The organism is Caulobacter vibrioides OR37, assembly GCF_000372645.1.
Taxonomy (GTDB): domain Bacteria; phylum Pseudomonadota; class Alphaproteobacteria; order Caulobacterales; family Caulobacteraceae; genus Caulobacter; species Caulobacter vibrioides_E.
Genome location: NZ_APMP01000030.1, coordinates 26,586 through 50,838, shown reverse-complemented (window position 1 = coordinate 50,838; position 24,253 = coordinate 26,586). Strand labels below are relative to the sequence as shown.

The 24,253-nt window shown below is 68.8% G+C and carries 23 protein-coding genes; 11 read left to right on the top strand and 12 right to left on the bottom strand.

From position 1 onward, the window contains the following. Window positions 1-80: 80 nt before the first annotated feature. A complete protein-coding gene (locus OR37_RS17740; protein WP_004622994.1) occupies window positions 81-2,036 on the bottom strand; it encodes an alkyl/aryl-sulfatase in 1,956 nt (651 codons plus the stop codon). 51 nt (window positions 2,037-2,087) lie between these two features. Here OR37_RS17740 and OR37_RS17735 point away from each other — a divergent pair, with 51 nt between their 5' ends. Further along, the gene (locus OR37_RS17735) at window positions 2,088-2,771 is read left to right on the top strand and encodes a TetR/AcrR family transcriptional regulator (protein WP_004622992.1); all 684 of its coding nucleotides are present in this window, start codon (window positions 2,088-2,090) and stop codon (window positions 2,769-2,771) included. Here the strand turns inward: OR37_RS17735 and OR37_RS17730 are convergent. Beyond that, window positions 2,734-3,453 carry a TVP38/TMEM64 family protein gene (locus tag OR37_RS17730; protein WP_004622990.1) on the bottom strand — a complete coding sequence of 240 codons (720 nt, stop codon included), beginning with the start codon at window positions 3,451-3,453 and terminating at the stop codon, window positions 2,734-2,736. The genes OR37_RS17735 and OR37_RS17730 overlap by 38 nt on opposite strands. A 248-nt stretch (window positions 3,454-3,701) precedes the next feature. Here OR37_RS17730 and OR37_RS17725 point away from each other — a divergent pair, with 248 nt between their 5' ends. Both OR37_RS17725 and OR37_RS17720 read left to right on the top strand, forming a co-directional pair. Next, on the top strand, window positions 3,702-4,379 hold the full coding sequence (locus OR37_RS17725) for a ParA family protein (RefSeq protein ID WP_004622988.1): 678 nt from the start codon (window positions 3,702-3,704) through the stop codon (window positions 4,377-4,379). A 169-nt stretch (window positions 4,380-4,548) separates the two neighbouring features. Then, complete coding sequence (locus tag OR37_RS17720; RefSeq protein WP_004622986.1) at window positions 4,549-5,751, top strand: pyridoxal phosphate-dependent aminotransferase; 1,203 nt, start codon at window positions 4,549-4,551, stop codon at window positions 5,749-5,751. Window positions 5,752-5,881: 130 nt separating this feature from the next. On the opposite strand, the gene OR37_RS17715 is transcribed toward OR37_RS17720, so the two are convergent. Then, the gene (locus tag OR37_RS17715) at window positions 5,882-6,517 is read right to left on the bottom strand and encodes a glutathione S-transferase family protein (protein ID WP_004622985.1); all 636 of its coding nucleotides are present in this window, start codon (window positions 6,515-6,517) and stop codon (window positions 5,882-5,884) included. Window positions 6,518-6,677: 160 nt separating this feature from the next. Here OR37_RS17715 and OR37_RS17710 point away from each other — a divergent pair, with 160 nt between their 5' ends. Genes OR37_RS17710 through OR37_RS17700 form a run of 3 tightly spaced genes read left to right on the top strand, consistent with a single transcriptional unit; the run spans window position 6,678 to window position 8,022 of the window. Next, window positions 6,678-7,583, top strand: coding sequence for a DUF6807 family protein (locus OR37_RS17710; RefSeq protein WP_004622983.1), 906 nt, complete (start codon window positions 6,678-6,680; stop codon window positions 7,581-7,583). Between the two features lie 21 nt (window positions 7,584-7,604). Then, complete coding sequence (locus OR37_RS17705) at window positions 7,605-7,781, top strand: DUF4169 family protein (protein WP_004622982.1); 177 nt, start codon at window positions 7,605-7,607, stop codon at window positions 7,779-7,781. A 10-nt stretch (window positions 7,782-7,791) separates the two neighbouring features. Then, complete coding sequence (locus OR37_RS17700; protein WP_004622980.1) at window positions 7,792-8,022, top strand: ribbon-helix-helix domain-containing protein; 231 nt, start codon at window positions 7,792-7,794, stop codon at window positions 8,020-8,022. 12 nt (window positions 8,023-8,034) lie between these two features. Here the strand turns inward: OR37_RS17700 and OR37_RS17695 are convergent, their stop codons facing one another. Beyond that, a complete protein-coding gene (locus tag OR37_RS17695) occupies window positions 8,035-8,283 on the bottom strand; it encodes a hypothetical protein (RefSeq protein WP_035017667.1) in 249 nt (82 codons plus the stop codon). A 4-nt stretch (window positions 8,284-8,287) separates the two neighbouring features. Further along, the gene (locus OR37_RS17690; RefSeq protein ID WP_004622978.1) at window positions 8,288-8,473 is read right to left on the bottom strand and encodes a hypothetical protein; all 186 of its coding nucleotides are present in this window, start codon (window positions 8,471-8,473) and stop codon (window positions 8,288-8,290) included. A gap of 143 nt (window positions 8,474-8,616) precedes the next feature. Between OR37_RS17690 and OR37_RS17685 the strand changes: the two genes are divergently transcribed. Beyond that, the gene (locus tag OR37_RS17685) at window positions 8,617-11,040 is read left to right on the top strand and encodes an ATP-dependent helicase (protein ID WP_004622977.1); all 2,424 of its coding nucleotides are present in this window, start codon (window positions 8,617-8,619) and stop codon (window positions 11,038-11,040) included. Window positions 11,041-11,070: 30 nt separating this feature from the next. On the opposite strand, the gene OR37_RS17680 is transcribed toward OR37_RS17685, so the two are convergent. Both OR37_RS17680 and OR37_RS17675 read right to left on the bottom strand, forming a co-directional pair. After that, window positions 11,071-11,664 carry an ATP-binding cassette domain-containing protein gene (locus tag OR37_RS17680; protein ID WP_004622975.1) on the bottom strand — a complete coding sequence of 198 codons (594 nt, stop codon included), beginning with the start codon at window positions 11,662-11,664 and terminating at the stop codon, window positions 11,071-11,073. Further along, a complete protein-coding gene (locus OR37_RS17675; protein ID WP_004622974.1) occupies window positions 11,661-12,830 on the bottom strand; it encodes a low temperature requirement protein A in 1,170 nt (389 codons plus the stop codon). Before OR37_RS17675 ends, OR37_RS17680 begins: the two co-directional genes overlap by 4 nt. Before the next feature lie 66 nt (window positions 12,831-12,896). Between OR37_RS17675 and OR37_RS17670 the strand changes: the two genes are divergently transcribed. The 3 genes from OR37_RS17670 (at window position 12,897) to OR37_RS17660 (ending at window position 16,544) form a co-directional block, all read left to right on the top strand. After that, window positions 12,897-13,394: a hypothetical protein gene (locus OR37_RS17670; protein ID WP_004622973.1), complete on the top strand. Its 498-nt coding sequence runs from the start codon at window positions 12,897-12,899 to the stop codon at window positions 13,392-13,394. Between the two features lie 40 nt (window positions 13,395-13,434). After that, entirely contained in the window at window positions 13,435-14,301 is an 867-nt protein-coding gene (locus OR37_RS17665) for a 50S ribosomal protein L11 methyltransferase (RefSeq protein ID WP_004622972.1), read from the top strand. 431 nt (window positions 14,302-14,732) lie between these two features. Further along, window positions 14,733-16,544 carry an aminopeptidase P family protein gene (locus OR37_RS17660; RefSeq protein ID WP_004622971.1) on the top strand — a complete coding sequence of 604 codons (1,812 nt, stop codon included), beginning with the start codon at window positions 14,733-14,735 and terminating at the stop codon, window positions 16,542-16,544. Here OR37_RS17660 and OR37_RS17655 read toward each other — a convergent pair. Next, window positions 16,541-17,797 carry a chloride channel protein gene (locus OR37_RS17655; RefSeq protein ID WP_235046601.1) on the bottom strand — a complete coding sequence of 419 codons (1,257 nt, stop codon included), beginning with the start codon at window positions 17,795-17,797 and terminating at the stop codon, window positions 16,541-16,543. The genes OR37_RS17660 and OR37_RS17655 overlap by 4 nt on opposite strands. Before the next feature lie 210 nt (window positions 17,798-18,007). On the opposite strand from OR37_RS17655, the gene OR37_RS17650 reads away from it, so the two are divergent. Continuing rightward, a complete protein-coding gene (locus tag OR37_RS17650; RefSeq protein WP_004622969.1) occupies window positions 18,008-18,481 on the top strand; it encodes a MarR family winged helix-turn-helix transcriptional regulator in 474 nt (157 codons plus the stop codon). A 6-nt stretch (window positions 18,482-18,487) separates the two neighbouring features. Here the strand turns inward: OR37_RS17650 and OR37_RS17645 are convergent, their stop codons facing one another. The 4 genes from OR37_RS17645 to OR37_RS17630 all read right to left on the bottom strand — a co-directional run bounded on the left by OR37_RS17645 (window position 18,488) and on the right by OR37_RS17630 (window position 24,184). Further along, window positions 18,488-18,907: a DUF2147 domain-containing protein gene (locus OR37_RS17645; protein WP_004622968.1), complete on the bottom strand. Its 420-nt coding sequence runs from the start codon at window positions 18,905-18,907 to the stop codon at window positions 18,488-18,490. Between the two features lie 131 nt (window positions 18,908-19,038). Continuing rightward, window positions 19,039-21,390, bottom strand: coding sequence for an NAD-dependent DNA ligase LigA (gene ligA, locus OR37_RS17640; RefSeq protein ID WP_004622966.1), 2,352 nt, complete (start codon window positions 21,388-21,390; stop codon window positions 19,039-19,041). 80 nt (window positions 21,391-21,470) lie between these two features. Continuing rightward, window positions 21,471-23,168 (bottom strand): DNA repair protein RecN, encoded by a 1,698-nt coding sequence (gene recN, locus OR37_RS17635; protein WP_004622965.1) that lies wholly within the window; start codon window positions 23,166-23,168, stop codon window positions 21,471-21,473. Between the two features lie 83 nt (window positions 23,169-23,251). Then, entirely contained in the window at window positions 23,252-24,184 is a 933-nt protein-coding gene (locus tag OR37_RS17630; protein WP_081612986.1) for an outer membrane protein assembly factor BamD, read from the bottom strand. Between the last annotated feature and the right edge of the window lie 69 nt (window positions 24,185-24,253).

The following is a 24,253-nucleotide window of genomic DNA, read 5'->3' as shown; positions in this document are numbered from 1 at the left end:
CAGCGCCCTGGAATCGAGCAAGCAATTTGCGCCCACCGGGCAATCGGTCGCGGCGGGCGCAATTTTATTCCACTCCCAGCTTAGTTCGGGCGCGTAACGATCGGGAAGTCGGTCGGGAAGGCGTCAAACCACCCCACCAGACGCCCCATCGCCGCGCGATCGCCCTCAAGCTTAACCTCGCCCGTCATGATCTTCGGAACCAGTGAGGTCCCCCGAAACAGCGAGTCCAGGAACAGCGGCCGCGCGACCGTCAGGCTGGCGTCGACCTTCTCATCGCCCTTCGCGGTCTGCGCGACGAGAACGCCGTTTCGCACCTCGACCAGGAATCGCTCGTTCCGATCCGGGAAGGCGAAGATCATTTTCAGCCGCGCGTCGCCGGCCTTTTGGGGATTGAGGCGCACGGCCAGCACATCGAAGATCATCTGGCTATCCAGCGCGGCGATCATGTCCAGCGGCGTCAGCGAGCCCGGCAGCTTGCGCACCCCGCCCCGCAGTTCGTCGGCGCCCGTGAGGTACATGTTGCGCCACAGGCTGTTCTCGGCCTGGTAGCCCAGCTGGTCGTAGGTCGAGGCCAGCAAGGCCTTGGCCTCCTTGTCGCCGTCGTCGGCCATCACGGCGTGATTGAGCAAGGTGGCGGCCCAGGCGTAGTCGCCCTTGCCGATCGCGTCCTTGGCCATCGCCCGGACCTTGGCCGCCCCGCCCATGGCCGCGACATAGCGCTTGCCCGCGTCGGCGGGCGGCTGGGGCGCCAAGTGAGCCGGATTGCCGTCGTACCAGCCCATGTAGCGCTGATAGACCGCCCGGCTGTTGAAGCTCATCGACCCGTAATAGCCGCGGTTGAACCAGTCCTTGGCCAGGGTCGGCGGCAGTTGGATGGCGGCGGCGATCTCGTCGCCGGTCATGCCCTCGTTCATCATCCGAACCGTCTGGTCGTGCAGATACTTGTAGGCGTCGCGATGGTCGGCCAGGAACGCGCGCACCACCGCCCCGCCGAAGCGGGGCCAGCCATGGCTGGTGATCATCGTGTCGGAGACGTCGCCGAACAGGCGGATCGACTCGGTCAGGTCGTCGGCCCACGCCTTGCTGTCACGCACCAGCGCGCCCCGGGGCGTCAGGATATTGTGCATCGAGACGTTGGCGTTCTCGGCCATGTCGACGATGCGCAGATCGGGGAAATAGAGGTTCATCTCAGCCGGGGCCTCGGTCGAGGGCGTGTACTGGAAGCGGATCTTGACCCCGTCCAGGGTCAGCTCCTGCCCCGTATGGTCCACCGTGATCGTCGGCGGGATCAGGGTGATCGAGCCCTTGGCGATGTTCTGGCCGATGCCGGAGGTGATCTGCCCCTCGACGCCCGGCGGCAGCATGACGCCGAACTGGTACTGGGCCCTGCGGCTCATGGCGTTGCCGGCCAGAATGTTCTCGGCCGCGACCTCCTTCATGAAGCCCTCGGGGGCGACGATGGCGACCTTGCCGGCCTTGACGTCGGCCTCGTCGACCACGCCGCGCACGCCGCCGAAGTGGTCGCTGTGGCTGTGGGTGTAGATCACCGCCTTGACCGGCCGCGCGCCCAGCTTGGCGTTGGCCAGCTCCAGGGCGGCGCGCGCGGTTTCCTTCATGGTCAGCGGGTCGATGATGATCCAGCCGGTGTCGCCGCTGATGAAGGTGATGTTGGAGATGTCGAAGCCGCGCACCTGCCAGACGCGGTCGGAGACCTGGAACAGGCCGTTCTTGGCCAGCAATTGCGCCTGCCGCCACAGGCTGGGGTTCACGGTGGCGGGCGCCGGCTTCTTGAGGAAGTCGTAGACCGACAGATCCCAGGCCGTCTGGCCGTCCTCGCGCTTGATCAGGGAATCGGCCCGCGTGCCTAGAAAGCCGTGCTCGGCGAACTCGAAATCCTGGCGGTCGTCCGCCGGCAGGCTGGCCGCGAAGACCTTTTGGGCCTCGACCGTGATCGGGCTGGCAGGATCGCCCGCCCTCGCCGCCGTGCCCGCCATGGCCAGAGCCAGCACGCTCCCCGCCAGCATCTTCCCGCGCATCCCGTCCCTCCGATATTTTGAAACTTTGTAGTTTCATTCTACATAGCACCGATGAGCGGAGTCGCGAAAGCCCCTAGCCCCAAGCCCCCCGTCCCGCGAGGTCGGCCAGGCTTACCGAAGCCCCGCGTTGACAAGGCCGCGCGTGGCCAGGCCGTGCTGGACGCGGCGATCGAAGTGTTCGCCGACAAGGGCCTGCAGGGGGCGACGATGCAGGACGTCGCCGACCGCCTGGGCGTGGCCAAGATCCTGATCTATCGGCTCTATCCGTCGCGCCAGAGCCTGATCGACGCCCTGTTCGGCGACCTGCTGGCGCGGATCGAGGCGTCGGCCGATCAGCCGTGGGGCGGCTACGGCTCCAGCATCGCGCGGCTGGTGGAGATGTCGCGCGCGACCCATCCGAAGCTGGCGCTGCTGTTGCTGCGCGACGCCCGGGGCGCGCCCGAGGCCGCCGCCTGGCGCGAGGCGCTGGAAACCCTGCTGACCCGACTGATCGAGCCGTTCGTGGCCCCGCCGCCCGGCGCGTCGGAGACCGCGCGCCTGACCTGCCGCCACGCGGCGCGCACCTTCATGCCGTTCGTGATCGAGGCCTGGGCGGCCGGGGTCGAGGAAACCGACGGCATGGACGACGCCACGCGGACGCTGTGGTTCGGCGAGATCGTCCGGGCCTGGCGCGAGGCCACCTACAGAGCGGCGGGCGTCAGCCCTGTTCCTCCGCCGCCGCCTCGCGCTTCTTGAGCCAGGCGCGGCTGATCAGGCCCATGCCCAGCCAGATCACGACGGCCAGGGCGATCATCACGATGTGCTGCTTGCCGCCGCCCTTCAGGGCCTGCACGATCGAATTGCCGGCGAAGGCGGTCAGGGCGATCTTCGGCACGATGCCGATGGCCGTGCCCAGGGCGAAATCCTTCAGTTTCATCGGCGTGACGCCGGCGGCCATGTTGACCACGATGAACGGCGCCGAGGGCACCAGGCGCACGATCAGGCTGGCCATGAAGCCGTTCTTGCCGATCATCCGCATGAACTTGTTGACGCCCTCGCTGGCGAAGTCGCGCAGGATCCTCGCGCCATAGGCCCGGCCCAGCCAGAAGCCGACCAGAGACGAGACCAGCGTGCCGATCCAGCTGTAGGCGAAACCCGCCCAGGGTCCGAAGGCGACGACCGCCGCGGCGATCAGCACGAACTGCGGCACGCCCAGGAAAGCCATGACCGCGAAGGCCGCCACCGCAACCGGCAAGGCCCAGGGTCCGGTCGCCGCGCCCAGCCAGTGCTCAACCGCCGCCTCGCCGTTGACGCCCAGAAGCTGCGCGCCGAACAGGAAGACGACCCCGACCCCGCCGAACAGAACGAACGACACGGCGATCGTCCGCCAGGCGCGGGCGTCCATGTTCGTCACGAAGTCGATGATGCGGCGGATCACGCGCCCTCCTCGCCCAACCGGCCATCCGGGTCAAGCGCCCGCGCTGGTTGCAATGGAAACAGGCGAATTTCGGGCCAAGACAGCGAATGTCCTTCTTCGTAACAGAAGGTTAAAGCGCCGGACCACGATCCGGGGACGCCAATACTCGTCGGTCGCGATATTTCGGTTGCGTGTTCTTCACAGGATGGCGTTATTTATCCACAGGCCGTAGGTCACGGAAAACCTTGGCCCTGTAAGGAGTCGCGGACGTGAAAACCCTGGCTGTCATCTCTCGCAAGGGCGGCGCGGGCAAGACGACGCTGTCCGTGAATCTAGCCATTACCGCCCACCTGGCGGGCCTGAAGACCATGCTGGCCGACATCGATCCCCAGCGTTCGGCCTCGGACGTCCTGCGCGCCCGCAACGGCGATGGACCGGCCCTGGCCGAGATCACCGCCGGCAAGCTGTTCTCCGCCAAGGTGCAGGCCCAACAGGCCGGACTGGACCTGATGGTCATCGACACGCCCGCCGCGCCCGAGACCGACGGCCTGCAGGCGGTCAACAGCGCCGATCTCTGCGTGCTGGTCTGCCGCCCGACCTTCCTGGACATCGCCTCGGCGGTGCGTTCCGCCGAGGCCGTGCGCCGCCTGGGCCGCAAGGGCGTGATCGTGCTGAGCCAAGCGCCGCCCCGGCGCAACAACGCCGAGCCGTCGGTCGTGCTGAAGGCCGCCGAGGCGCTGCGCTTCACCGGGATGCCGCTGGCCACGGTGGGCATTCGCGCCCGCGCGGCCTTCCAGCAGTCGATCGCCCACGGACGATCGGTCTGCGAATGGGAGCCGGGCTCGCCCGCGGCCGAGGAGATCACCCGCCTCTGGGACCAGATCGCGCCGATGCTGATGGGCCGCGAGGTTGTCCCCGACCTGACCGCCCAGGCGGTTCAGCGCTAGCGATCGCGACGCGCGAACGCCGCTTTTCGCGCGCGCGCCCAAAACGCCTTCGACGCCCCTGGAAACGTCCTCGCCCGCGTTGCGCCGCGGCGAACGGGGGCGTAAAGACCCCCGCAATCCTGAAACGGCCCACGCGAAGGGCCAGGCAAGCACAGGGGAGTCCTGCATCATGTCGCTCGAGTCCGCCGCCCTGCGGCGCATTGCGCCGTCGGCCACCATCGCCATCAGCGCCAAGGCACGCGCGCTGAAAGCCGCCGGCCGTGACGTGATCGCCCTCTCGGCGGGCGAGCCGGACTTCGACACGCCGGACAATATCAAGAACGCCGCGATCGAGGCGATCAAGGCCGGCAAGACCAAGTACACCGACCCCGACGGCATGCCCGAGCTGAAGGCCGCCATCTGCGCCAAGTTCAAGCGTGAGAACGGCCTGGAGTACAAGCCGAGCCAGATCCACGTCGCCCCGGGCGGCAAGCCGGTGATCTACAACGCCCTGGTCGCCACCCTGAACCCCGGCGACGAGGTGATCATCCCCGCGCCGTACTGGGTGTCGTACCCCGACATGACCCTGCTGGCCGGCGGGACGCCGATCTCGGTGGAGACCACCGCCGAGAGCGGCTTCAAACTGACTCCGGCCGCGCTGGAAGCGGCGATCACGCCGAAGACCAAGTGGCTGATCATCAACAGCCCCTCGAACCCGTCGGGCGGCGCCTATAGCCGCGCCGAACTGGCCGCCCTGGCCGAGGTGCTGCTGCGCCACCCGCAGGTCTGGGTGCTGACCGACGACATGTACGAACACCTGGTGTTCGACGACTTCGAATTCACCACCATCGCCCAGGTCGAGCCCAAGCTCTATGACCGCACCCTGACGATGAACGGCGTCTCGAAGGGCTATTCGATGACTGGCTGGCGCATCGGCTACGCCGGCGGTCCGGAACCGCTGATAAAGGCCATGGGCAAGATGATCAGCCAGACGACCTCCAACCCCTGCTCGATCTCGCAGTGGGCGGCGCTGGAGGCGCTGAACGGCACGCAGGACTTCATCAAGCCGAACGCCAAGCTGTTCCAGGAGCGTCGCGACCTTGTCGTGTCGATGCTGAACCAGGCCGCCGGCCTGCACTGCCCGACCCCGGAAGGCGCGTTCTACGTCTATCCCTCGTGCGCCGGCCTGATCGGCAAGACCGCGCCCTCGGGCAAGGTCATCGAGAGCGACGAGGACTTCGCCGGCGAGTTGCTGGAAGCCGAGGGCGTGGCCGTCGTGCACGGCGCGGCTTTCGGTCTCTCGCCGTTCTTCCGCATCAGCTACGCGACCAGCAACGAGGTCCTGGAAGACGCCTGCGCGCGCATCCAGCGCTTCTGCGCCAGCGTGAAGTAGGCTCGTCTTCGCCCTCCCCCTAGATGGGGGAGGGTTGGGTGGGGGTGACTAAGACGCCGGACGCGGCACGCCCTCTACCTCAGCAATTCACCCTCATCCCCCGCCCTTCCCCCATCCAGGGGAAAGGAGATCACCCGTCGATCCAGTCCGTCAGGCCCTCGCGGGCATGGACCTCGCGCAACGCCGGCCGCTGGCGGATGCGGTCTAGGTAGCGCTTCAGGTTCGGCCACGCCGTCGCCGGCTTGGGCATGTTGCGCGTCCAGCGGCACAGGATCGTCACCAGCAGGTCCACCGTCGAGAAGCGATCGCCGACGATGACGTCGCGATCCGCCAGATGCGCGTCCAGGCGCGCCAGCCCCTGCTCGATGCGGACGCGGGCCGCTTCCTTCACGGCGTCCACGGCCTCGCCGCCGGCCGGCTCGTGCGGATAGAACCAGGCGCGGAAGTGCGGCTGGAAGCTGTTGGCCAGCCAGAAGCTCCAGCTGAGATAGGGGGCGCGCTCCGACGATCCGACCGGCGGCGCGAGGCCCGCCTCGGGATGGCGCTCGGCCAGCAGCGTCACGATGCCGGCCATCTGGGTCACCGGAGCGCCGTCGACGATCAGGGTCGGCACCACCCCGTCCGGGTTGAGCGCCAGATAGTCCGGCGTCTTGTGCTCGCCCTTGTCGAAATCCAGCAGGACCGCCTCGAACGGGACGTCCAGTTCCAACAGCATCCAGTGGATAGCCGTGCCGGCCGTGCTGGGCGAACCATAGAGCTTATACATCGAAACCCTCCGCGATGCGGCGGGATAAGCGTCTGCTTCCCGGAGAGGGTCAAGCCAAAGCCCCGGGCTGGACATGAAACCGCCGCCTCAGCGGTCAAGTTTCGCTTGCCACGCCCGCGAAGATTGTTCTTGATACGTTCCTCACCGTTCGGAGGCGCCCATGTCCGTTCGCGCTCTTCTCGCCGCCCTGCTGCTCGTCATGGCCGGACCGGCCCTGGCCGATCCGGCGATCGGCAAGCGGGTCGACGCCGTCTTCGCCGACGACGCCGTCACCCTGACCGAGGCTGGTAAGACGGTGCTGGTCTATCGCGCCAAGCCCTTGGATCCCGCGACCCAGCCCGGCCGCGCCAACTATGTCGGCGCGCTCTACGCCCCCGACGGAACCGCCCTAATCGAGGATGGTCCCGGCGATCATCCCCATCAGCGCGGGATCTGGTGGGCGTGGATGAAGGTTCAGACCGACGGCAAGTCGGTCGCCGACGGCTGGTACATGAAGGGTCTGTCCTACTTCGTCCGCGAGAAGCGTTTCCTCGGCGACCCTCAGGGCGGCGGGACCCTGACGGTCGACGTCGACTGGATGGTCAATTCGGGTCCGGAACTGGTCTATGTTGCCCGCGAGACGACCCGGATTACCGTGCGGCCGCTGACCGCCGGGTCGCGGCGCGTCGAGTTCGACACGATTATCACGTCCCGCGTCGACGCCCTGGGGCTGGGGGGCAGCGATGACGATCGCGGCTTCGGCGGCTTCTCGATGCGGCTGGTGGAGCCGGAGCAGCTGACCTTCGCCTCCGGCGGCAAGCCGATCGCGCCGGGCGGCGCGGCCGTGGACGCTGGTCCGTCGATGGGTTTTGCCTGGCGAGGCGGCTCGAATACGCCCGCCTGGACGGTGGGCCTGGCCTGCAAGGCGAACGGACAGGCGGTGACGCGCTGGATGCTCTATAATGAGCGCTCGATGCAGAACTGCGTCTTCCCGGGCCGCGCTCCGCTGGTGCTGAGGAAGGATCAGACACTGCGCCTGCAAGAAACGCTGGTCATCCGCCCGGCCAGCCGGAAGAAGACCCCGTAAGCGCCCGAAAGACCACGAAGAATGGCCGACATCGTCAATCTGAACCAAGCGCGCAAGGCCAAGGCCAAGGCCGACGACAAGGCTCGCGCCGCCGAGAACCGGGTCCGGTTCGGCCGCACCAAGGGCGAGAAGACCCTCGACGCCGCGCGCGCCGAAAAACTCAAACGCGACCTCGACGGCGCCAAGCGCGAGGACTGAGGCCCATTCGATGGCTGGATTGAAGAAGCGGTCGGTGAACCTGGCCGGCCACGCCACCTCGCTGGCGCTGGAACCCGAGTTCTGGGCGGTGCTGGACGGCGCGGCGACGGCCGAGGGGCTCAGCCTGGCCGCCTTGGTCCAGCGGATCGACAGCGCGCGCGGCGGGCGGCCTCTGGCCTCGGCCTGCCGGGTGTTCGCGCTGTCGCGGGCGGGCGGCCAGAACCCACCGAACGCGATGTAAGCCTAGCGCCGATCACCGCCGCTCTACGCCCGGCTTCCGTGGCGTGGGGAGCGGGATCGGTTGCGGATTGGGCGCGCGTCGGGCGATCCGGGGCGCGGCGAGCAGGGCCTGGCGCCAAACGGCCTGATCACCGGACATGACGCCGAGGCGCCAGGCGCCCCACACCGCCATCGCCAACGCGACGACCAGCGCCAAGCCCCAGATCAGCCCGCCGCGCGGACGCCGCTGGGTTGAGCGGCCGCCCCGCGCGAGGGTCTTCACGACCTTACCCCGCCGGCTTGGGCGCGTCGGGCAGCTTCTGCGCCGAGGCCGAGATGTTCACGTCGACCTGCTTTCTGTGGCTGAAGCCGCCGTTGAACATAGAGAAGGCGAGCACGGCCACCAGGACCACCAGCCCCCCCACGATGAAGGCCAAGCCGCTGTTGCCGCCGCCGCTGGTTTCCCCGGCCATCTGGGGCTCCCTATTCATTGAGGTTGTTTCTGGCGGAACAACGATAGGCGAGCCGGGAGGTTCCTCCCCTCGCCGCCGCGGGGGCGGGCGCGCGGACCCGCGAAGGGACTTAAGCCCCGCGCGGTTTGTGCTACATATGTTCCATGTTTCCTGACGACGACTCGCCGGAATCCTCGCAAGGGTTCCCGGGCGACCTGCCCTCCCCGCGCATTTCGGACCTCGCCCGCGCCCGCCCGCCGACGAGCGCGTCCCCGCCCGACTATCTGGACGGCCTGAATCCCGAGCAGCGCGAAGCGGTCGAAACGACCGAGGGGCCCCTGCTGGCCCTGGCCGGCGCCGGCACCGGCAAGACTCGCGTCCTGACCACCCGCCTGGCCCATATTCTGGCCACCGGCCGCGCCCGCCCGTGGGAGCTGCTGGCCGTCACCTTCACCAACAAGGCCGCGCGCGAGATGCGCGAGCGGATCACCCACATCATCGGCCCGGAGGCCGAGGGTCTTCGCTGGCTGGGCACCTTCCACTCGGTGGCCGCCCAGATCCTGCGCCGCCACGCCGAGCTGATCGGGCTGAAGTCGAACTACACGATCATCGACACCGACGATCAGGAACGGCTGCTGAAACAGCTGATCGAGGCCGAGAACATCGACGCCAAGCGGTGGACGCCCCGGATCCTGTCGCAGATCATCGACGGCTGGAAGAACCGAGGCTGGACGCCCGACCGCGTGCCGACCAGCGAGGCCGGCGAGTTCGCGGGCGGCAAGGGGATCACCCTGTATCGCCAGTACCAGGAGCGCCTGCGAATCCTGAACGCCTGCGACTTCGGCGACCTTCTGCTGCACAACATCAGCCTGTTCACCGGCCATCCGGACGTGCTGGACGACTTCCAGCGCCGCTTCAAATACGTGATGGTCGACGAATACCAGGACACCAACGTCGCCCAGTACCTGTGGCTGCGCCTCTTGGCCCAGGGCCGCCAGAACGTTTGCTGCGTCGGCGACGACGACCAGTCGATCTACGGCTGGCGCGGGGCCGAGGTCGACAACATCCTGCGCTTCGAGCGCGACTTCCCGGGCGCCAAGGTCGTGCGCCTGGAATGCAACTACCGTTCGACCGAGCACATCCTGGCCGCCGCCTCGGGCCTGATCACCGCCAACAAGGGGCGCCTGGGCAAGACCCTGTGGACCCCGGCCAAGGGCGGCGAGAAGGTCAAGGTCAGCGGCGTCTGGGACGGCGAAGCCGAGAGCCGCCTGATCGCCGACGAGATCGAGCGCGCCAAGAAGGCCGGCCGCAAGTACAGCCAGATGGCCATCCTGGTCCGCGCCAGCTTCCAGATGCGCGCCTTTGAAGAGCGCTTCGTGATGCTGCAGATCCCCTACAAGGTGGTCGGCGGCCCGCGCTTCTTCGAGCGGGCCGAGATCCGCGACGCCCACGCCTATCTGCGCCTGATCCAGTCGCCCGACGACGATCTGGCCTTCGAGCGGATCGTCAACACGCCCAAGCGCGGCATCGGCGACACCTCGGTGCAGAAGCTGCTGCAGATCGCCCGGCTGGAGGGGATTTCGACCGTAGAGGCCGCCCGCGTGATCATCGGCGGCGACGACCTGCCGGCCCGCACCCGCACGGCGCTCAGCAACTTCATCCGCGACCTCGACCGCTGGCGCTCGCTCGTCGGAACCCTTCACCACCAGCGCCTCTTGGAGACCGTGCTGGAAGAGAGCGGCTATACCGACGCCCTGCGCCTCGACAAGGGCCCGACCAGCCAGACGCGGTTGGAGAACCTGAAGGAACTGGTCCAGTCCATGGGGGCGTTCGACACGCTGGAAGCCTATCTGGAGCACGTGTCGCTGGTCATGGACCTGGACCGCGAGGCCACCGGCGACGCGGTCTGGATCATGACCCTGCACTCGGCCAAGGGCCTGGAGTTCCCGCTGGTCTTCCTGCCCGGCTGGGAGGAAGGCGTGTTCCCCAGTCAGCGCAGCATGGACGACAAGGGCGAGAAGGGCCTCGAGGAAGAGCGGCGCCTGGCCTATGTCGGCATCACCCGCGCCCGCGAGGAGGCGCGGATCAGCTTCGTGGCCAACCGTCAGGTCTATGGTCGCTGGACGTCGCAGCTGCCCAGTCGCTTCGTCGACGAACTGCCGATCGCCCACGTCGATGCGGCGTCGGAGACCGGCTATTACGGCGGCGGTCCGGGTATGCAGTCGACGGCGGCCTCGCGCTGGGACGATCCCGGCACGTCCGCCTTCCAGGCCGGCAGCAGCTATGACAGCCCGGGCTGGAAACGGGCCCAGGAGCGCACGGCCGGCTTTGGCGAGCGCGGCGCGGCCTGGCGCGGCGCGGCCGGCGTCCGCTCCGGCTCTTCGGCCCGCTCCGCCCCGATCGAGGGCGAAGGCCGCTTGGTCGCGGTCTCCGCCCCCAGCAACAGCGCCTATTCGCGCGGCGACCGGGTGTTCCACGTCAAGTTCGGCTACGGCAGGGTGACGGGGATCGAGGGCAACAAGCTGACCGTCGCCTTCGACAAGGCGGGCGAGAAGAAGGTCATCGACAGCTTCGTCGAAAAGGCCTGAGGACGCGCGGGCGACGCCCTTCGGCGCGGGTCAGTCGGGAGCGCGCGGCGTGGGTGGGATCGCCTCCAGCCACCGCCGCGTCCGCGCCGGCGTCTTGAACCGGTGTTTCCGGGCCCCCGCCAGCGCCGGATCGGCCCAATAGCCCTCTCGCTTGGCGTTGGCGGACAGGTGCGTGTCCCAGGTCCAGCGGATCGGGTGGTCCTTGCGCAGCCAGCGTCGGAAGTCCTCGCGGTTGCCCGTGCCGGGCCAGAGCTCGCGTCCGGACCACGCCCGCAGCAGGGAGCGTCGCAGCACGCGGCCCATGATCACGGCGCGGGAATAGTCCAGCCATATGATGTCGGTGGCGCGGGGCAAGATCTGGGGCAGCGCGCCCTTGGAATAGTTGCCGTCGGTGACCCAGGTCTCGCCGGCTATGGCCTCGCCGACGACGCGAGCCCATTCCTCGGGCGCGTCCGTGCTGAGCCCCCGCCAATCGGCTTGCCAGTTCAGAGCGTCGAGCTCGACATGCGGGATATCCAGGCGGGCGGCCAAGGCCCGGGCCAGGGTCGACTTGCCAGAGCCCGAATTGCCGAGCACGGCGATCCGCCGGCCGCTCGGGCCGATGTCGCCGCCCGCGTCGCTCATGTCCTCCTCCGCGCGATCAGCCACGTCTCGCCGCCGCCGACCAGCACGAGAACAAGGTTCGTCAGGATCGAAAGTGTCAGCGGGCTTACCAGTCCCGCCACGGGAACCATGGCGGCCAACATGACCAGCCCCATGAGGCGGGTCGGCGATCCCCTCCGGAACACCGCCAGCTTGAAGACCAAAGTCCCGAATAGGAACAGCGCCGGGCCGCCGATCACCGCGGCCACGACCTTGACGTCGGCGGAGCCCAGCGGATGGTGGATGACCCACTCGTCGCCGACCGCCGCCACGATGATGCCCGCCACGGGCAGGATGTGGGCGTAGGTGTAGGCCACGCGCGCGATAGCGCCGGGATCCCTCGCCTCCTCGATGGCCTTGCTGGCGGCCTCCGCGGTCGAGGAAAAGTAAATCCACCACATCGCCAGACTGCATATGAAGGCGCTGGCGAACGCCGCCATGACGGGGGGATCCCAGGGCATTCCCATCACGGTGCTGCCGCTGACAATGATCGACTCGCCCAGGGCGATGATCGTGAACAGGGCGCAGCGCTCGGCCATGTGGCCGCCCTCGACCTTCCACTCCTCGCTCTTGGTGCGGCCAAGACCGGGCGTCCAGAAGCCGACGGCCGGCGAGAGATACTCGATCCCCAAGGCCAGACCCCAGATCGCCAGTCGCGCTTCCCCCCGGACGAAGCCCCCGGCGATCCAAAAGACGGCGGCGAAAGTCAGCCAGCAGAGGATGCGCGCGAAATTGGCGCGATGCTGAGGCGCGCGCCAGGCGCTCCACAAGAAAAAGGCCGTGCGCCCGACCTGCATGATGACATGCCCGGCCGCGAAGGCCAGCCCTCGCTCTCCGAAGGCGTCCGGGATGGCGGCCGCCAGCACCAGGGCCGCGGCCATCATCGCGAACAACATCAATCTGACCGGCCCGCGTTCCGGATCCAGCCAGTTGGTCGCCCAGGCGGTATAGATCCATGACCACCAAACCGCCAGCAGCAGCAGGGTCGCATGGACCAGACCGGGGCCGTCGGGATGGCGCAGCACCGCGTGCGAGAGTTGGGTGACCGCGAACACGAACACCAGGTCGAAGAACAGTTCCGCATAGGTTACGCGGGCATGTTCGTCGGCTTTGCGCTCTCGAAGCAGCGGTGTCTTGGTGTCGGCCATGCCGTGGTTGACCACAGCCAGGACACGGAGGCCAGAACCATCCGCCGTTTCACGCGCTCTAGCGAAATGGAACGTCTGGACCCGACCCTCGATCGCCTGAGGACCTTCGCCCTCAGCCCTCCCGTCGCCTGTGGCGCGCCGATCTGCGCGCTGGTCGGCTTGCTGGCTGGGTTCGTGTTGCGGACCGGCCCCCAGGACACCGGCTTCACGCCGCAGATGGAACCCGCTCGGCCCCAGCTCGAGGCCGTGGCCGAGCCGACCGCCTGGCCCGCCGGTAACACGCCGGACTATGTGGTCGGGACCGACTTCATTCAGGCCACGCGCGCGCCGCCAGTCCAGATGGTCGCCTATGCGCCGAGCGACGTCCTCCCCCCGGCGCCCGATATGCCGCCCTACACGCCGGGCCGCCATGGTCCGGCGACGCCGCCGCCCGATCCGGACAGCTATAGCGCGGCCTCGCGGGACGGCGACATCCTGAACGTCTCCCTGCCCGAGGATCGCAAGCCGGGGGTGACGGCGCTGACGATGGCCGACGCGGCCGCCACCGGCATGACGACGCGCTGAAGCGCTCGCTTTTTCGCCCCTTTGCCGCTAACGGAGCGGCATGACCGACTATACGCCGCAGCAGATCGTCGCCCGTGGCGCGCGTCTCGACGCCGAGACCGCCGCCGACGCCATCGACAACCATCCGGGCCTGGAAGGCGCGACCTACTCGATCCTGGAAGAGGACGAGGACAAGAACATCTGGCGCATCGACGCCTTCCCGACGACCGAGGAAGAAGACGAAGGGCTGATGGCCCTGCTCGCCGACTATGACCTGAAGGTCACGCGCGACACCCTGGCCGACGCCGACTGGCTGGCCATGGCGCTGTCGGGCCTGCCGCCGGTGCGCGCCGGCCGTTTCTTCGTCTACGGGATGCACGATCGCGGCCGCACCCCGGCCAGCACCGTCAACCTGCGCATCGAGGCTGGCGCGGCGTTCGGCACCGGCCACCACGGCACCACCGTCGGCTGCCTGCAGGCCTATGACCGCCTGATCAAGGCGCGCAGGTTCGACAAGGTGCTGGACGTCGGGGCCGGCACGGGCCTGCTGGCCATCGCCGCCGCCCGCACGGGCGCGAAGCTGGCCGTCGGCACCGACATCGACAAGCCCAGCGTGCGGATCTCCAAGGAGAACGCGAAGGTCAACAAGGCCAACGCCCGCTTCGTCCACGCCTCGGGCCTGTCGAACATTCTGGTCGCCCGCAACGCGCCCTACGACCTAGTCTTCGCCAATATCCTGGCCCGCCCGCTGATCAGTCTAGCCCAGGACATCAAGCGCGCCCTGGTTCCGGGCGGCACGGTCATCCTGTCGGGCCTGCTCCGCACCCAGGAACGCATGGTCAAGGCCGCCTACCTGTCGCGCGGCTTCAAGGTGAAAAGCCGCATCCATCGCGACGCCTGGGCGACGCTGGTGCTGACGCGGCCGTAGATTGAAGGATTTCGAGCAAATCCTGGCCGAGACGCTTGCGTATTGGCCGGCCCGCGTTTCATTCGGCATCCGGCGTTTGCCCAGAGGCCGAATGATCGTCCGGCAGTTGACGGATTTGTCCGAATAAATCGACGAGGCCCTCGCGGGACATTCAAATGAGTTTGTCCTGCGCAAGATGAATTGGGCGATAGTGACAGCCATCCACGCCTACGCGAAAAGCTATCCTCGCCACACCCTCAAGCTCGATCTGAAGAATCTTCCCCGGTCCGCCATTCGAGCGAAATTTGAGTCTGATATGCAGCATTGCCTCGGCTTGCAGCCGGACGAGCAGTACATCCGTCGATGAACTCGCCATGGTGATCGGCTATTTCGCTGGCGCGGGGAAATAGTCGGTCTTTCCAGGAAAAGCGCCCAGGCCTAAATCCTCTCCCATGCGCCAGACCTTCGACGAATCCACCGATCCCTCCTTCGGCCCCAAGCACGTCCCGCTGATCCGCCAGGCCATGATGGCCCAGGGGCTGGACGGCTTCCTCGTACCGCACGAGGACGAGCACCAGAACGAATACCTGCCCGCCGCCAACGACCGCCTGGCCTGGGCCAGCGGCTTCACCGGCTCGGCCGGCGCGGGCGTGATCCTGAAGGACCGCGCCGCCGTGTTCGTCGACGGCCGCTACACCCTGCAGGTGCGCGAGCAGGTCGACCAAGGCGTGTTCGAGATCCGCGACCTCGTCGAGGGCGGCGTACCCGCCTATCTGGAGACGGTCGAGAAGGGCGCGGTGATCGGCTACGACGCCCGCCTGCACAGCCCCGCCGCCCTGGACGGCCTGAAGGCCGCCGCCGCCAAGGCCGGCGCGACGCTGAAGCCCGTCGCCGTTAATCCGCTGGACCAGGCCTGGGGCGCGGACCGCCCGGCCCAGCCCATGGCGCCGATCACGCCCCAGCCGGTCGAGTACGCCGGCGAGCCCTCCAGCGCCAAGCGCGCGCGCATCGGCCAGGCCGTCGCGGCCCTCGGCGCGGAGGCCGCCGTGATCACCGCGCCCGCCTCGATCGCCTGGCTGTTCAATATCCGAGGCGGCGACGTCATCCGCACGCCCCTGCCGCTGTCGCAGGCCATCATCAACGCCGACGGCTCGGCGCGCCTGTTCGTCGCCCCGGCCAAGGTCACGCCCGACCTGCCGGCCTGGCTGGGCAACGAAGTCTCGCTGGAGACCCCGGACAGGCTGGAGGAGGCCCTGGGCGACCTGTCGGGCAAGGCCGTGGTCGTCGACCCGGCCCAGTCCTCGGCCTGGTACTTCGACCAACTGGCCGCCGCCGGCGCCAAGGTCGTGCGCGCCATGGATCCCTGCGCCCTGCCCCGCGCCTGCAAGAACGCGGTCGAGCTGGAGGGTACGCGCGAGGCCCACCGCCGCGACGGCGCGGCCCTGACGCGGTTCCTGCACTGGCTAGCCACCGAGGGCCAGGTCAATCCGCCCGATGAGAAGGAGGCGGTCGCCAAGCTGGAAGCCTTCCGCGAAGCCACCGGCGTGCTCAAGGATCTGAGCTTCGACACCATCGGCGCGGCGAACGGCCACGGCGCCCTGCCCCACTACCACCCGACGGAGCGCAGCAACGAACGCGCCAAATTGGGATCGCTGCTGCTGGTCGACAGCGGCGGCCAATATCTGGACGGCACGACCGACGTCACCCGCACCGTGGCGATCGGCGAACCGAGCGCGGAGATGGTCCAGCGCAATACGCTGGTGCTGAAAGGCCACTTGGCGATCGCACGCCTGCGCTTCCCGGCTGGGACGACGGGTTCGGCGATCGACGCCTTCGCCCGGGCGGCCCTGTGGGCGCATGGGCTGGACTATGACCACGGCACCGGCCATGGCGTCGGCGTCTATCTGGGCGTCCACGAGGGGCCGCAGCGGATCTCCAAGGCGCCGAACACCATTCCCCTGCAGCCGGGCATGATCGTCTCGAACGAGCCCGGCTACTACAAGGACGGCGAATACGGGATTCGCATCGAGAACCTGGAAGTCGTCATGCCCGCCGAGCCGATCCCCGGGGGCGATCGGCCGATGCACCGCTTCGAGGCCCTGACCCTGGCGCCGATCGACCGCCGCCTGATCGACAAGGCGCTGCTGACCGCCGGGGAGATCGCGCAGTTCGACGCCTACCACGCCCGCGTCCTGCGCGAGATCGGCCCCCGCGTGGAGCCCGAAGTCCGCGCCTGGCTGGAAGCGGCCTGCGCGCCGCTTTAAGCGACTTGATCGTCGGCCCGACGGCGCGGGCGGGTCCAGGCCCGCGCCAGGGCGTGATAGAGCGGCGTCGGCGAGACCGCTTCCGAGCACCGCCGCGCCACCAGGGCGCAGGTCAGCAACGGCCCGACCAGGGCCGGATCGCGGGTCATCTCCATCAGGATCACCGCGCTGGTCAGCGGCGCCTGGACGACGCCGGTCAGGTATCCGGCCATCCCCAGGGTGACCGCGTCCCGTCCGCTGGACCACGGCGCGATGTGCGAGAAGAGAGCACCGATCCCCGAGCCCACCGCCAGGGACGGGGCGAAGATCCCGCCCGGCGCGCCGCTGGCCGCCGCCGCCAGCGTGGCCGTCCACTTGCCCACCGCCAAGGCGAAGCCTGAGCCGAAGTGGCCATACAGCAGCGCCCGCGCCTGGGCGTAGCCCGCGCCATAGGTCGCGCCGTGGCTGAGCGCCGCCGCCCCGGCCGCCGCCAGGCCGCACAGCGCCGCGAACGCCACCGGCCGCTTGCCGCGCCAGCGCCGAACCGGATTGTCGCCCACCAGCACCGCCGCCAGGGCGCGGGAGAAGAGACCGCCCGCGAAGCCCGAGATCGCGCCCAGGATCGGCGCGCTGATCCAGGCGTTCCAGCCGGCCGAGCCCGACATGTCGCCGAAATAGGCGTAGTCCCCGCCGATCGCATAGGCCGCCACGCCGGCCGAAACCACCGCCAGGATCACCACGGTGTTGGCCCGCTTGTCGAAGCCGCGCGCCAGCTCCTCGACCGCGAAGACGATGCCGGCGATCGGGGTGTTGAAGGCCGCCGACACGCCGGCCGCGCCGCCAGCGATCAGCAGGGTCCGGCGATCGGGCCCGCCCCGCAGCCAGCCGGTCAGGAACACCATGATCGCCGAGACCACCTGCACCGTCGGCCCCTCGCGGCCGATCGAGCCGCCGCAGACCAGCAGCAGAGCCGCCAGCGCCACCTTGACCCCGGCCGTCTTCATCGAGACGCGGTCGTCGTGGACCTTGACCCCGAACGCGTCGCGGCCCCGGCCGATGTCACCGGCCGCGATCACCTGGGGAATGCCGCTGCCGGCCGAGGCCGGGGCCAGGCGCCGCATGAGCCAGACGCACAGCGGCATCCCGACGACCAGCAGGATCGGCCCCAGCCAGGCGCGCCCCTCGATCCACGACTGATGCAGCGCCATGGCCTCGTCGCACAGCCGCGCGAAGCCGACCGCCGCCGCGCCCGCCGCCACGGCGGCGGCTATCACCGCCCCGGTTCGCAACGAGCGGCGGGCCCGTAACCGGACGAGCTTCCTCTGGCGAGCCAAGGCTTCGAGCGGGGATAGGGCCATGGGAAACGATCGCCTTGCAAATACATCGTGATGCGATATTTCTGCTAACGCGGACGTTTAGCGGCGTCAACGCATCAGGGGCCCGAAAGGCCGCTGGCGATTGAAACTCCTTGAGCCGAGAGCCCCTTGCCCCAAGCCCAGCCAAACATCGCGACGGAAGACGCAACGCCGCTGCGCGAGGCGGACTATCAGGCCCTGGGCGCCTTCCGGCGGGCGGTTCGCGAATTTCTGGCGTTCAGCGAGGCCGGCGCGCGCGCGCATGGCCTGACGACGCAGCAGCATCAGGCGCTGCTGGCGATCCGGTGTCATCCGGGACCCGAACCAATGTCGGTCGGGGAGCTGGCCGACAGCCTGCTGATCAAGAACCACAGCGCGGTCGGTCTCGTGGAACGGCTGGTCGAGCGCGACCTGGTCTCGCGCCGCCCGTTCGAGACGGACCGCCGGCGCGTGGCGCTGACCCTGCGTCCGCGCGGCGAAGCGGTGATCGCGGCGATCTCGCGGCGCAACCTCGCCCAGCTGAGCCGAGGCGCGGACATCCTGACCGAGATCGCCGAAACCGCGCGCCGGATCGCGCCGCCAGCCCCGGCCGGCGGCGCGTGAAGAGGTCTATTTCACGCGGTTCCACACCTGCGTCTTGCAGAACGGCGCGACGATGCAGCCCTTCAGCTTCAGCTGGTTGTCGCTGATCAGCTCGATCGTGCCCGAATAGGTGCCGCCGTCGTCGGGATTATAGACCTTGCCGCCGGTCCACTTGGTCGGACCCCCGGTGAAGTCGTACAGCATCTGCAGGTTCTTCAGCGTGCGACCGCGTTGGGTCTGGTCCCGGTTGTGCTCGTCCTTGACCGTCGGATCGGCCTTGATGTGGTCGGAGGTCACCAGCTTGCCGCACAGGCGATTGCCGCAGTGGGAAATCTCGACCTGACCGCCGTTGGTCGGCGTCTGCCAAAGGCCGGTAGCGTCGGCGGCGAAGACCGGGGTCGCCAACGCGCAGAGGGCGGCGACGGCGATCATGGTGGTGCGGAACATCCAGAACTCCCTGTGGTCACGCTTCAAATGCGCGTTCGAACGCTCGTTGCGCGATCTCGTCCCTCACGGCAAGCCTTCACACGAAAACGAGGCGGGAATTCGAAAAGGGACGAACTTTCGATCGGTTCCCGTCAGCGCCCGACCATGGCCAGCCACTCGTCCTCGGTCATCACCTGAACGCCCAGCTCGGTCGCGGTCTTCAGTTTGGAGCCCGCGCCCGGACCGGCCACGACGAGGTCGGTCTTCTTGGACACCGACGAAGCGACCTTGGCGCCCAGGCTTTCGGCCTGAGCCTTGGCCTCGTCGCGCGTCATCTTCTCCAGCGAGCCGGTGAAGACGATGGTCTTGCCGGCCACGGCCGTGTCGGTCTTGGGCTTGGCCACGGGCTGGATATCCAGCTCGGCGACCAGATTGGCGACCTTGGCGCGATTGTGCGCCTCGGCGAAGAACCGGGCCAGGGATTGGGCCGCCACCGGGCCGACGCCGTCGATCGCGGCCAGGTGCAGATAGTCCTCGCCCGGCGCGCCGGACGCGGCCGCGGCCAACCCCTCGGCGAAGGCCGTCCAGCTTCCGAAGCGCTGGGCCAGGGCCGCTCGGGCCGGCTTGGTCAGCTTGGGCACGGCGTGGCCGATCTTGATCTCCAGATCGTCGGTCTGCGGCCAAGGATCGGCCAGAGGACCGCCCTTCCCCGCCTCGATCAGCAGATCCAGCGCCTTGGGGCCGACGCCCGGGGCGGTGGATAGCTCCAGATAGGTCTCGCCCGGCAGGCCCTTGGCGGCGACCTCGGCGGCGGCGCGCAGATCCTCGAAGCGGTCGAAATTGCGCGCCAACACGGTCGAGGTCGTCTCGCCGATGTCGCGCGCGCCTAGACCGTAGATCATCCGGTCCATGCCGATCACGCGACGCGCCTCGATGCCCTTCACCAGATTGTTGACCGATGTCTCCCCATAGCCGTCGCGGTCGCGCAGGGCCGCCAGCTTTTCCTCGTCCCTGGCCAGCTTGAAGATGTCGGCCGGCTCGGTGATCCAGCCCTCGTCGAAAAAGGCCTGAAGCTGCTTCTCGCCCAGGCCCTCGATGTCGAAGGCGCGGCGGGACACGAAATGGCGCAGGTGTTCGACCCGCTGGAACGGACAGGCGAATTCGCCGGTGCAGCGGCGCACCACGGACTCCTGGCCCGAGGCCGTGACCTCGCGGGCCAGCGGCGTCTGGAGCGGACACGGACACACGTGGGGGAATTCGTAGGGCGCCGGCGCGGGATCGGGGCGCGCGTCCAGGGCCACCTCGATGATCTGCGGGATCACGTCGCCGGCCCGCTGGATCACCACCGTGTCGCCGATCCGGGCGTCCAGCCGCGCGATCTCGTCGGCGTTGTGCAGGGTGGCGTTGGTCACCGAGACGCCGCCGACCGTCACCGGCTTCAACCGGGCAACCGGGGTGATCGCGCCGGTGCGGCCGACCTGCAGGTCGATGGCCTCGAGCAGGGTGCGGGCCCGCTGGGCCGGGAACTTGCGGGCGATGGCCCAGCGCGGCGAGCGCGAGACGAAGCCCAGCCGCCGCTGCAGCTCCAGCTCGTCGACCTTGTAGACGACGCCGTCGATGTCGAAGCCCAGCGTGGGCCGCAGGGTTTCGAACTGGGCGTAGACGTCAAGCAGCCCCTGGGCGTTCTCGACCCGCTTGGCCGGCGGGGCCGTGGTGACGAAGCCCCATTCGGAGAGCTTTTCCAGCGCGCCCCACTGCGTCTCGGCGAACGGTTCGGAGATCAGGCCCCAGGCATAGCCGAAGAAACGCAGCGGCCGCTGAGCGCTGATTTTCGGATCGATCTGGCGCAAAGAGCCGGCGGCGAAGTTGCGGGGATTGGCGTAGGTGCGCTGGCCGGCGTCCTCGGCGGCCTGATTGAAGGCGGCGAAGGCGGCCAGCTCGACATAGACCTCGCCGCGCACCTCGATCACGTCGGGCCAGCCCGAGCCCTTCAGGCGATGCGGGATGTCGGCGATGGTCCGCAGGTTGGCCGTGACGTCCTCGCCCACCCGGCCATCGCCGCGCGTCGCGCCCTGGACCAGCACGCCCTTTTCATAGCGCAGCGAGGCCGACAGGCCGTCGATCTTGGGCTCGGCCGTGTAGGCCACGGTGTCGGAGGGCGTCAGCCGCAGGAAGCGGCGGACCCGGGCGTCGAACTCGATCGCCTCGTCGTTGGAAAAGGCGTTGTCCAGGCTGAGCATCGGCACGCCATGCTCGACCGGCGCGAACTGCTCGGCCCGCGCCGCGCCGACCCGCATGGACGGGGAGTTTTCGCGCACCAGGTGCGGAAAACGGCTCTCGATATCGAGGTTCCGGCGCTTGAGGGCGTCGTACTCGGCGTCGCTGATGATCGGCGCGTCGTGCTGGTGATAGGCCAGATCGTGGGCGGCCAGATCATCGGCAAGGCGCTCCAGCTCCTCGGCGGCCTGGGCTTCGGTGAGGTCGGCGACGGCGATCTGAGACACGGGCGGCGAATCCGGATGCGGGACGTGGGGCGCAGGTTAGCAACGCGGCGCGGCCCTTGCGACGGCGGCTTTACAGGCTTTCAGGCCATCAAAGCCCGGGCGGCCGCCCTCGCCGCTTCCGTGACCTCGGCGCCGGACAGCATCCGGGCGATCTCCTCCTCGCGCTCGGCGGGGCCGAGGGGCTCGACCTTGGTGCGGGTCGCGGTGTCGTCGCCGGACTTGGAGATCCGCCAATGGGCGTCGCCGCGCGCGGCGACCTGGGCCGAGTGGGTCACCACCAGCACCTGCGCGTTTTGGGCCAATCGCTTGAGCCGCAGGCCGACCGCGTCGGCCACGGCCCCGCCGACGCCCTGGTCCACCTCGTCGAAGATCATCAGCGGCTGGGGACCGCCGCCGCGTCCGGCCAAAGCCGCCTTCAGCGCCAGGGCGAAGCGCGCCAGCTCGCCGCCCGAGGCGATGGCCTCCATCGGCCCGAAGGGCGCGCCGGGATTGGTCGAGATCTCGAAAGCGACGCGGTCCAGGCCCGTCGGCCCCGCGCGCTCCTCGCCCAGCGGCTCCAGCGCGACGCGGAATCGGGCCTTTTCCAGCTTCAGCGGGGCCAGTTCGGCCTCGACGGCCTTGGCCAGGGCGTCGCCGGCGGCGCGGCGCTCGCTGGACAGCGCCTCCGCCGCGAACAGATAGGCCTCGCGCGCCTCGGCGGCCTCCTTGTCGGCGGCGCGCAGCGAGTCCTCGGAGGTCTCGATGGCCTGCAGCCGCGCGGCGAACTCGGCCCGCTTGGCCGGCAGGTCCTCGACCAGCACGTTGAGCTTGCGGGCCATGCCGCGCAGGGCGAACAGGCGTTCCTCGGCCTTTTCCAGACGGTCCGGCTCGAATTCGAAGGTCTCCGCCGCCGAATCGATCGCGGCGCTGGCTTCCTGAGCCTCGACCAGCGCGCGGTCGACCGCCTCGCAGGCCGCCGAAAGGCGCGTCATGGCCGAGCCGTCGGCCGGCGCGCCCGCCTGCAAGGCCCGGTCCCGCGCGCGTTCCAGCGCGCGATAGGCCTGGGCGAGCTTGCCGGTGAAGCTGTCACCGCCCAGCGCGTCCTGCGCGGCGGCGATGTCGATCATCGCCTTCTCGGCCGAGCTGAGCAGCGCTCGCTCCTCGGCGAGCGTCGCTTCCTCGCCTTCGCGGGGATCCAGGCGATCCAGCTCCGAGAGCCGCAGGGTGAGTTCCTCGGTCTCGGCGGCCGCGCGGCCGGCCAGATCGCGCAGGCCCTCGGCCTTCTCGCGGGCGGCGCGCCAGGCGCTCCAGGCCGAAGCCACGGCGCCAACGCTGACGCCGCCGAACGCGTCCAGCAGGCTCCGGTGCGTCTTGGGATCCAGCAGGCCGACGGTCTCGTGCTGACCGTGAACCTCCAACAGCAGCGCGCCCAGATCCTTCAGCACCCCGACGCTGGTGGCCTGGTCGTTGACGAACGCCCGGCTGCGACCGTCGGGCGACAGCTGGCGGCGAAGAACGAGGTCCTCGTCGCGGGCATAGTCCAGGCCCTTGTCGTCCAGATAGGCGAAGGCCGGATGGTCGACGGGAAGCGCGAAGATCGCCGTCGCCGAGGCCTGGCCGGTCGCGCCCCGGCGCACCAGCCCGGCGTCGGCGCGCGCGCCCGTCGCCAGACCCAGGGCGTCCAGGATGATGGACTTGCCGGCCCCGGTCTCGCCGGTCAGCGCGGTCAGGCCCTCGCCGATGGCGAGGTCCAGGCTCTCGATGAGCACGACGTCACGGATGGAAAGGCCGATCAGCATGGCGCGCAGGATCGCCGGGAATCAGGGTTTTTGAAATAGCCTGGAAGAACGGAACGAGCACAAACCCGTTCCACCCGTCCAAACTACATGCCCAGGACGCCCATCAGGCCGCCCTTCTTGTCCTTCTTGGTCCCAGGAGGCGGCAGGGTCGTCTGCTTGTCGTGCGACAGGAGGCGCTCCAGAGCGTTGCGCTTGGCGCCGGCCTTGAGCGGCTCGACCGCCGGGCGCAAGCCGTTGTCGTTCAACAGTTTGTAGGCGTCGGCGTACCAACGATCGCCGGGGAAGTTGTAGCCCAGCACCGCGCCGTTTCGCTTGGCCTCGTCGGTCAGGCCGATCGTCAGATAGGCCTCGACCAGGCGATACAGCGCCTCGGGCGTGTGCGACGTGGTCTGGTGCTTCTCGATCACGGTCTTGAAGCGACCGATGGCGGCCAGGGTGTTGCCGCTGCGCAGATAGTAGCGGCCGATGGCCATTTCCTTGCCGGCCAACTGGTCGTTGACCATGTCGATCTTCAGGCGGGCGTCGGTGGCGTATTCCGTGTTCGGATAGCGCACGACCACATCGCGCAGCGCCGCCAGGGCCTGCTCGGTGGCGGCCTGGTCGCGGTTCACGTCGACGATCTGCTCGAAATAGCAGATGGCCTTCAGATAGTAGGCGTAGCTGGCCGACGGATTGCCCGGATACAGCGAGATGAACCGGTCGGCGTCGCCGATCGCGTCGGTGTAGTTATTGCCCATGTAGTGGGCGTAGCCGGTCATCAGGATCGAACGGCGCGACCACTCCGAATAGGGGTGTTGGCGCTCGACCTCGCGGAAATAGTCGACGGCCTCGTTCCAGTTGCCGCGGTCCAGACGGTCGGCGCCGGTGGCGTACAGCAGTTCGACGGGACGCTCTTCGTAGGCGAGGGTCGGCTTCTTGGACTTGCCCGCGCAGCCCGCCACCGACACGGCCACGAGCACGGCGGCGATCACGACGGCCGGACGTCCCTGGAAATTACGAAGCACGGAGTCTCTCACCCTCGAACCAAACGCGCGCCCCTGCGCCGTGCAAGGCTTCTACACCACGCCGTCGAAGGCGCAAATGCG

Bases quoted from the DNA above. Each gene is read 5' to 3' on its own strand.
- OR37_RS17740 (WP_004622994.1), bottom strand. From the start codon at position 2,036: ATGCGCGGGAAGATGCTGGCGGGGAGCGTGCTGGCTCTGGCCATGGCG.
- OR37_RS17735 (WP_004622992.1), top strand. From the start codon at position 2,088: ATGAGCGGAGTCGCGAAAGCCCCTAGCCCCAAGCCCCCCGTCCCGCGA.
- OR37_RS17720 (WP_004622986.1), top strand. From the start codon at position 4,549: ATGTCGCTCGAGTCCGCCGCCCTGCGGCGCATTGCGCCGTCGGCCACC.
- OR37_RS17715 (WP_004622985.1), bottom strand. From the start codon at position 6,517: ATGTATAAGCTCTATGGTTCGCCCAGCACGGCCGGCACGGCTATCCAC.
- OR37_RS17710 (WP_004622983.1), top strand. From the start codon at position 6,678: ATGTCCGTTCGCGCTCTTCTCGCCGCCCTGCTGCTCGTCATGGCCGGA.
- OR37_RS17705 (WP_004622982.1), top strand. From the start codon at position 7,605: ATGGCCGACATCGTCAATCTGAACCAAGCGCGCAAGGCCAAGGCCAAG.
- OR37_RS17700 (WP_004622980.1), top strand. From the start codon at position 7,792: ATGGCTGGATTGAAGAAGCGGTCGGTGAACCTGGCCGGCCACGCCACC.
- OR37_RS17690 (WP_004622978.1), bottom strand. From the start codon at position 8,473: ATGGCCGGGGAAACCAGCGGCGGCGGCAACAGCGGCTTGGCCTTCATC.
- OR37_RS17685 (WP_004622977.1), top strand. From the start codon at position 8,617: ATGTTTCCTGACGACGACTCGCCGGAATCCTCGCAAGGGTTCCCGGGC.
- OR37_RS17680 (WP_004622975.1), bottom strand. From the start codon at position 11,664: ATGAGCGACGCGGGCGGCGACATCGGCCCGAGCGGCCGGCGGATCGCC.
- OR37_RS17675 (WP_004622974.1), bottom strand. From the start codon at position 12,830: ATGGCCGACACCAAGACACCGCTGCTTCGAGAGCGCAAAGCCGACGAA.
- OR37_RS17670 (WP_004622973.1), top strand. From the start codon at position 12,897: ATGGAACGTCTGGACCCGACCCTCGATCGCCTGAGGACCTTCGCCCTC.
- OR37_RS17665 (WP_004622972.1), top strand. From the start codon at position 13,435: ATGACCGACTATACGCCGCAGCAGATCGTCGCCCGTGGCGCGCGTCTC.
- OR37_RS17660 (WP_004622971.1), top strand. From the start codon at position 14,733: ATGCGCCAGACCTTCGACGAATCCACCGATCCCTCCTTCGGCCCCAAG.
- OR37_RS17645 (WP_004622968.1), bottom strand. From the start codon at position 18,907: ATGTTCCGCACCACCATGATCGCCGTCGCCGCCCTCTGCGCGTTGGCG.
- recN (WP_004622965.1), bottom strand. From the start codon at position 23,168: ATGCTGATCGGCCTTTCCATCCGTGACGTCGTGCTCATCGAGAGCCTG.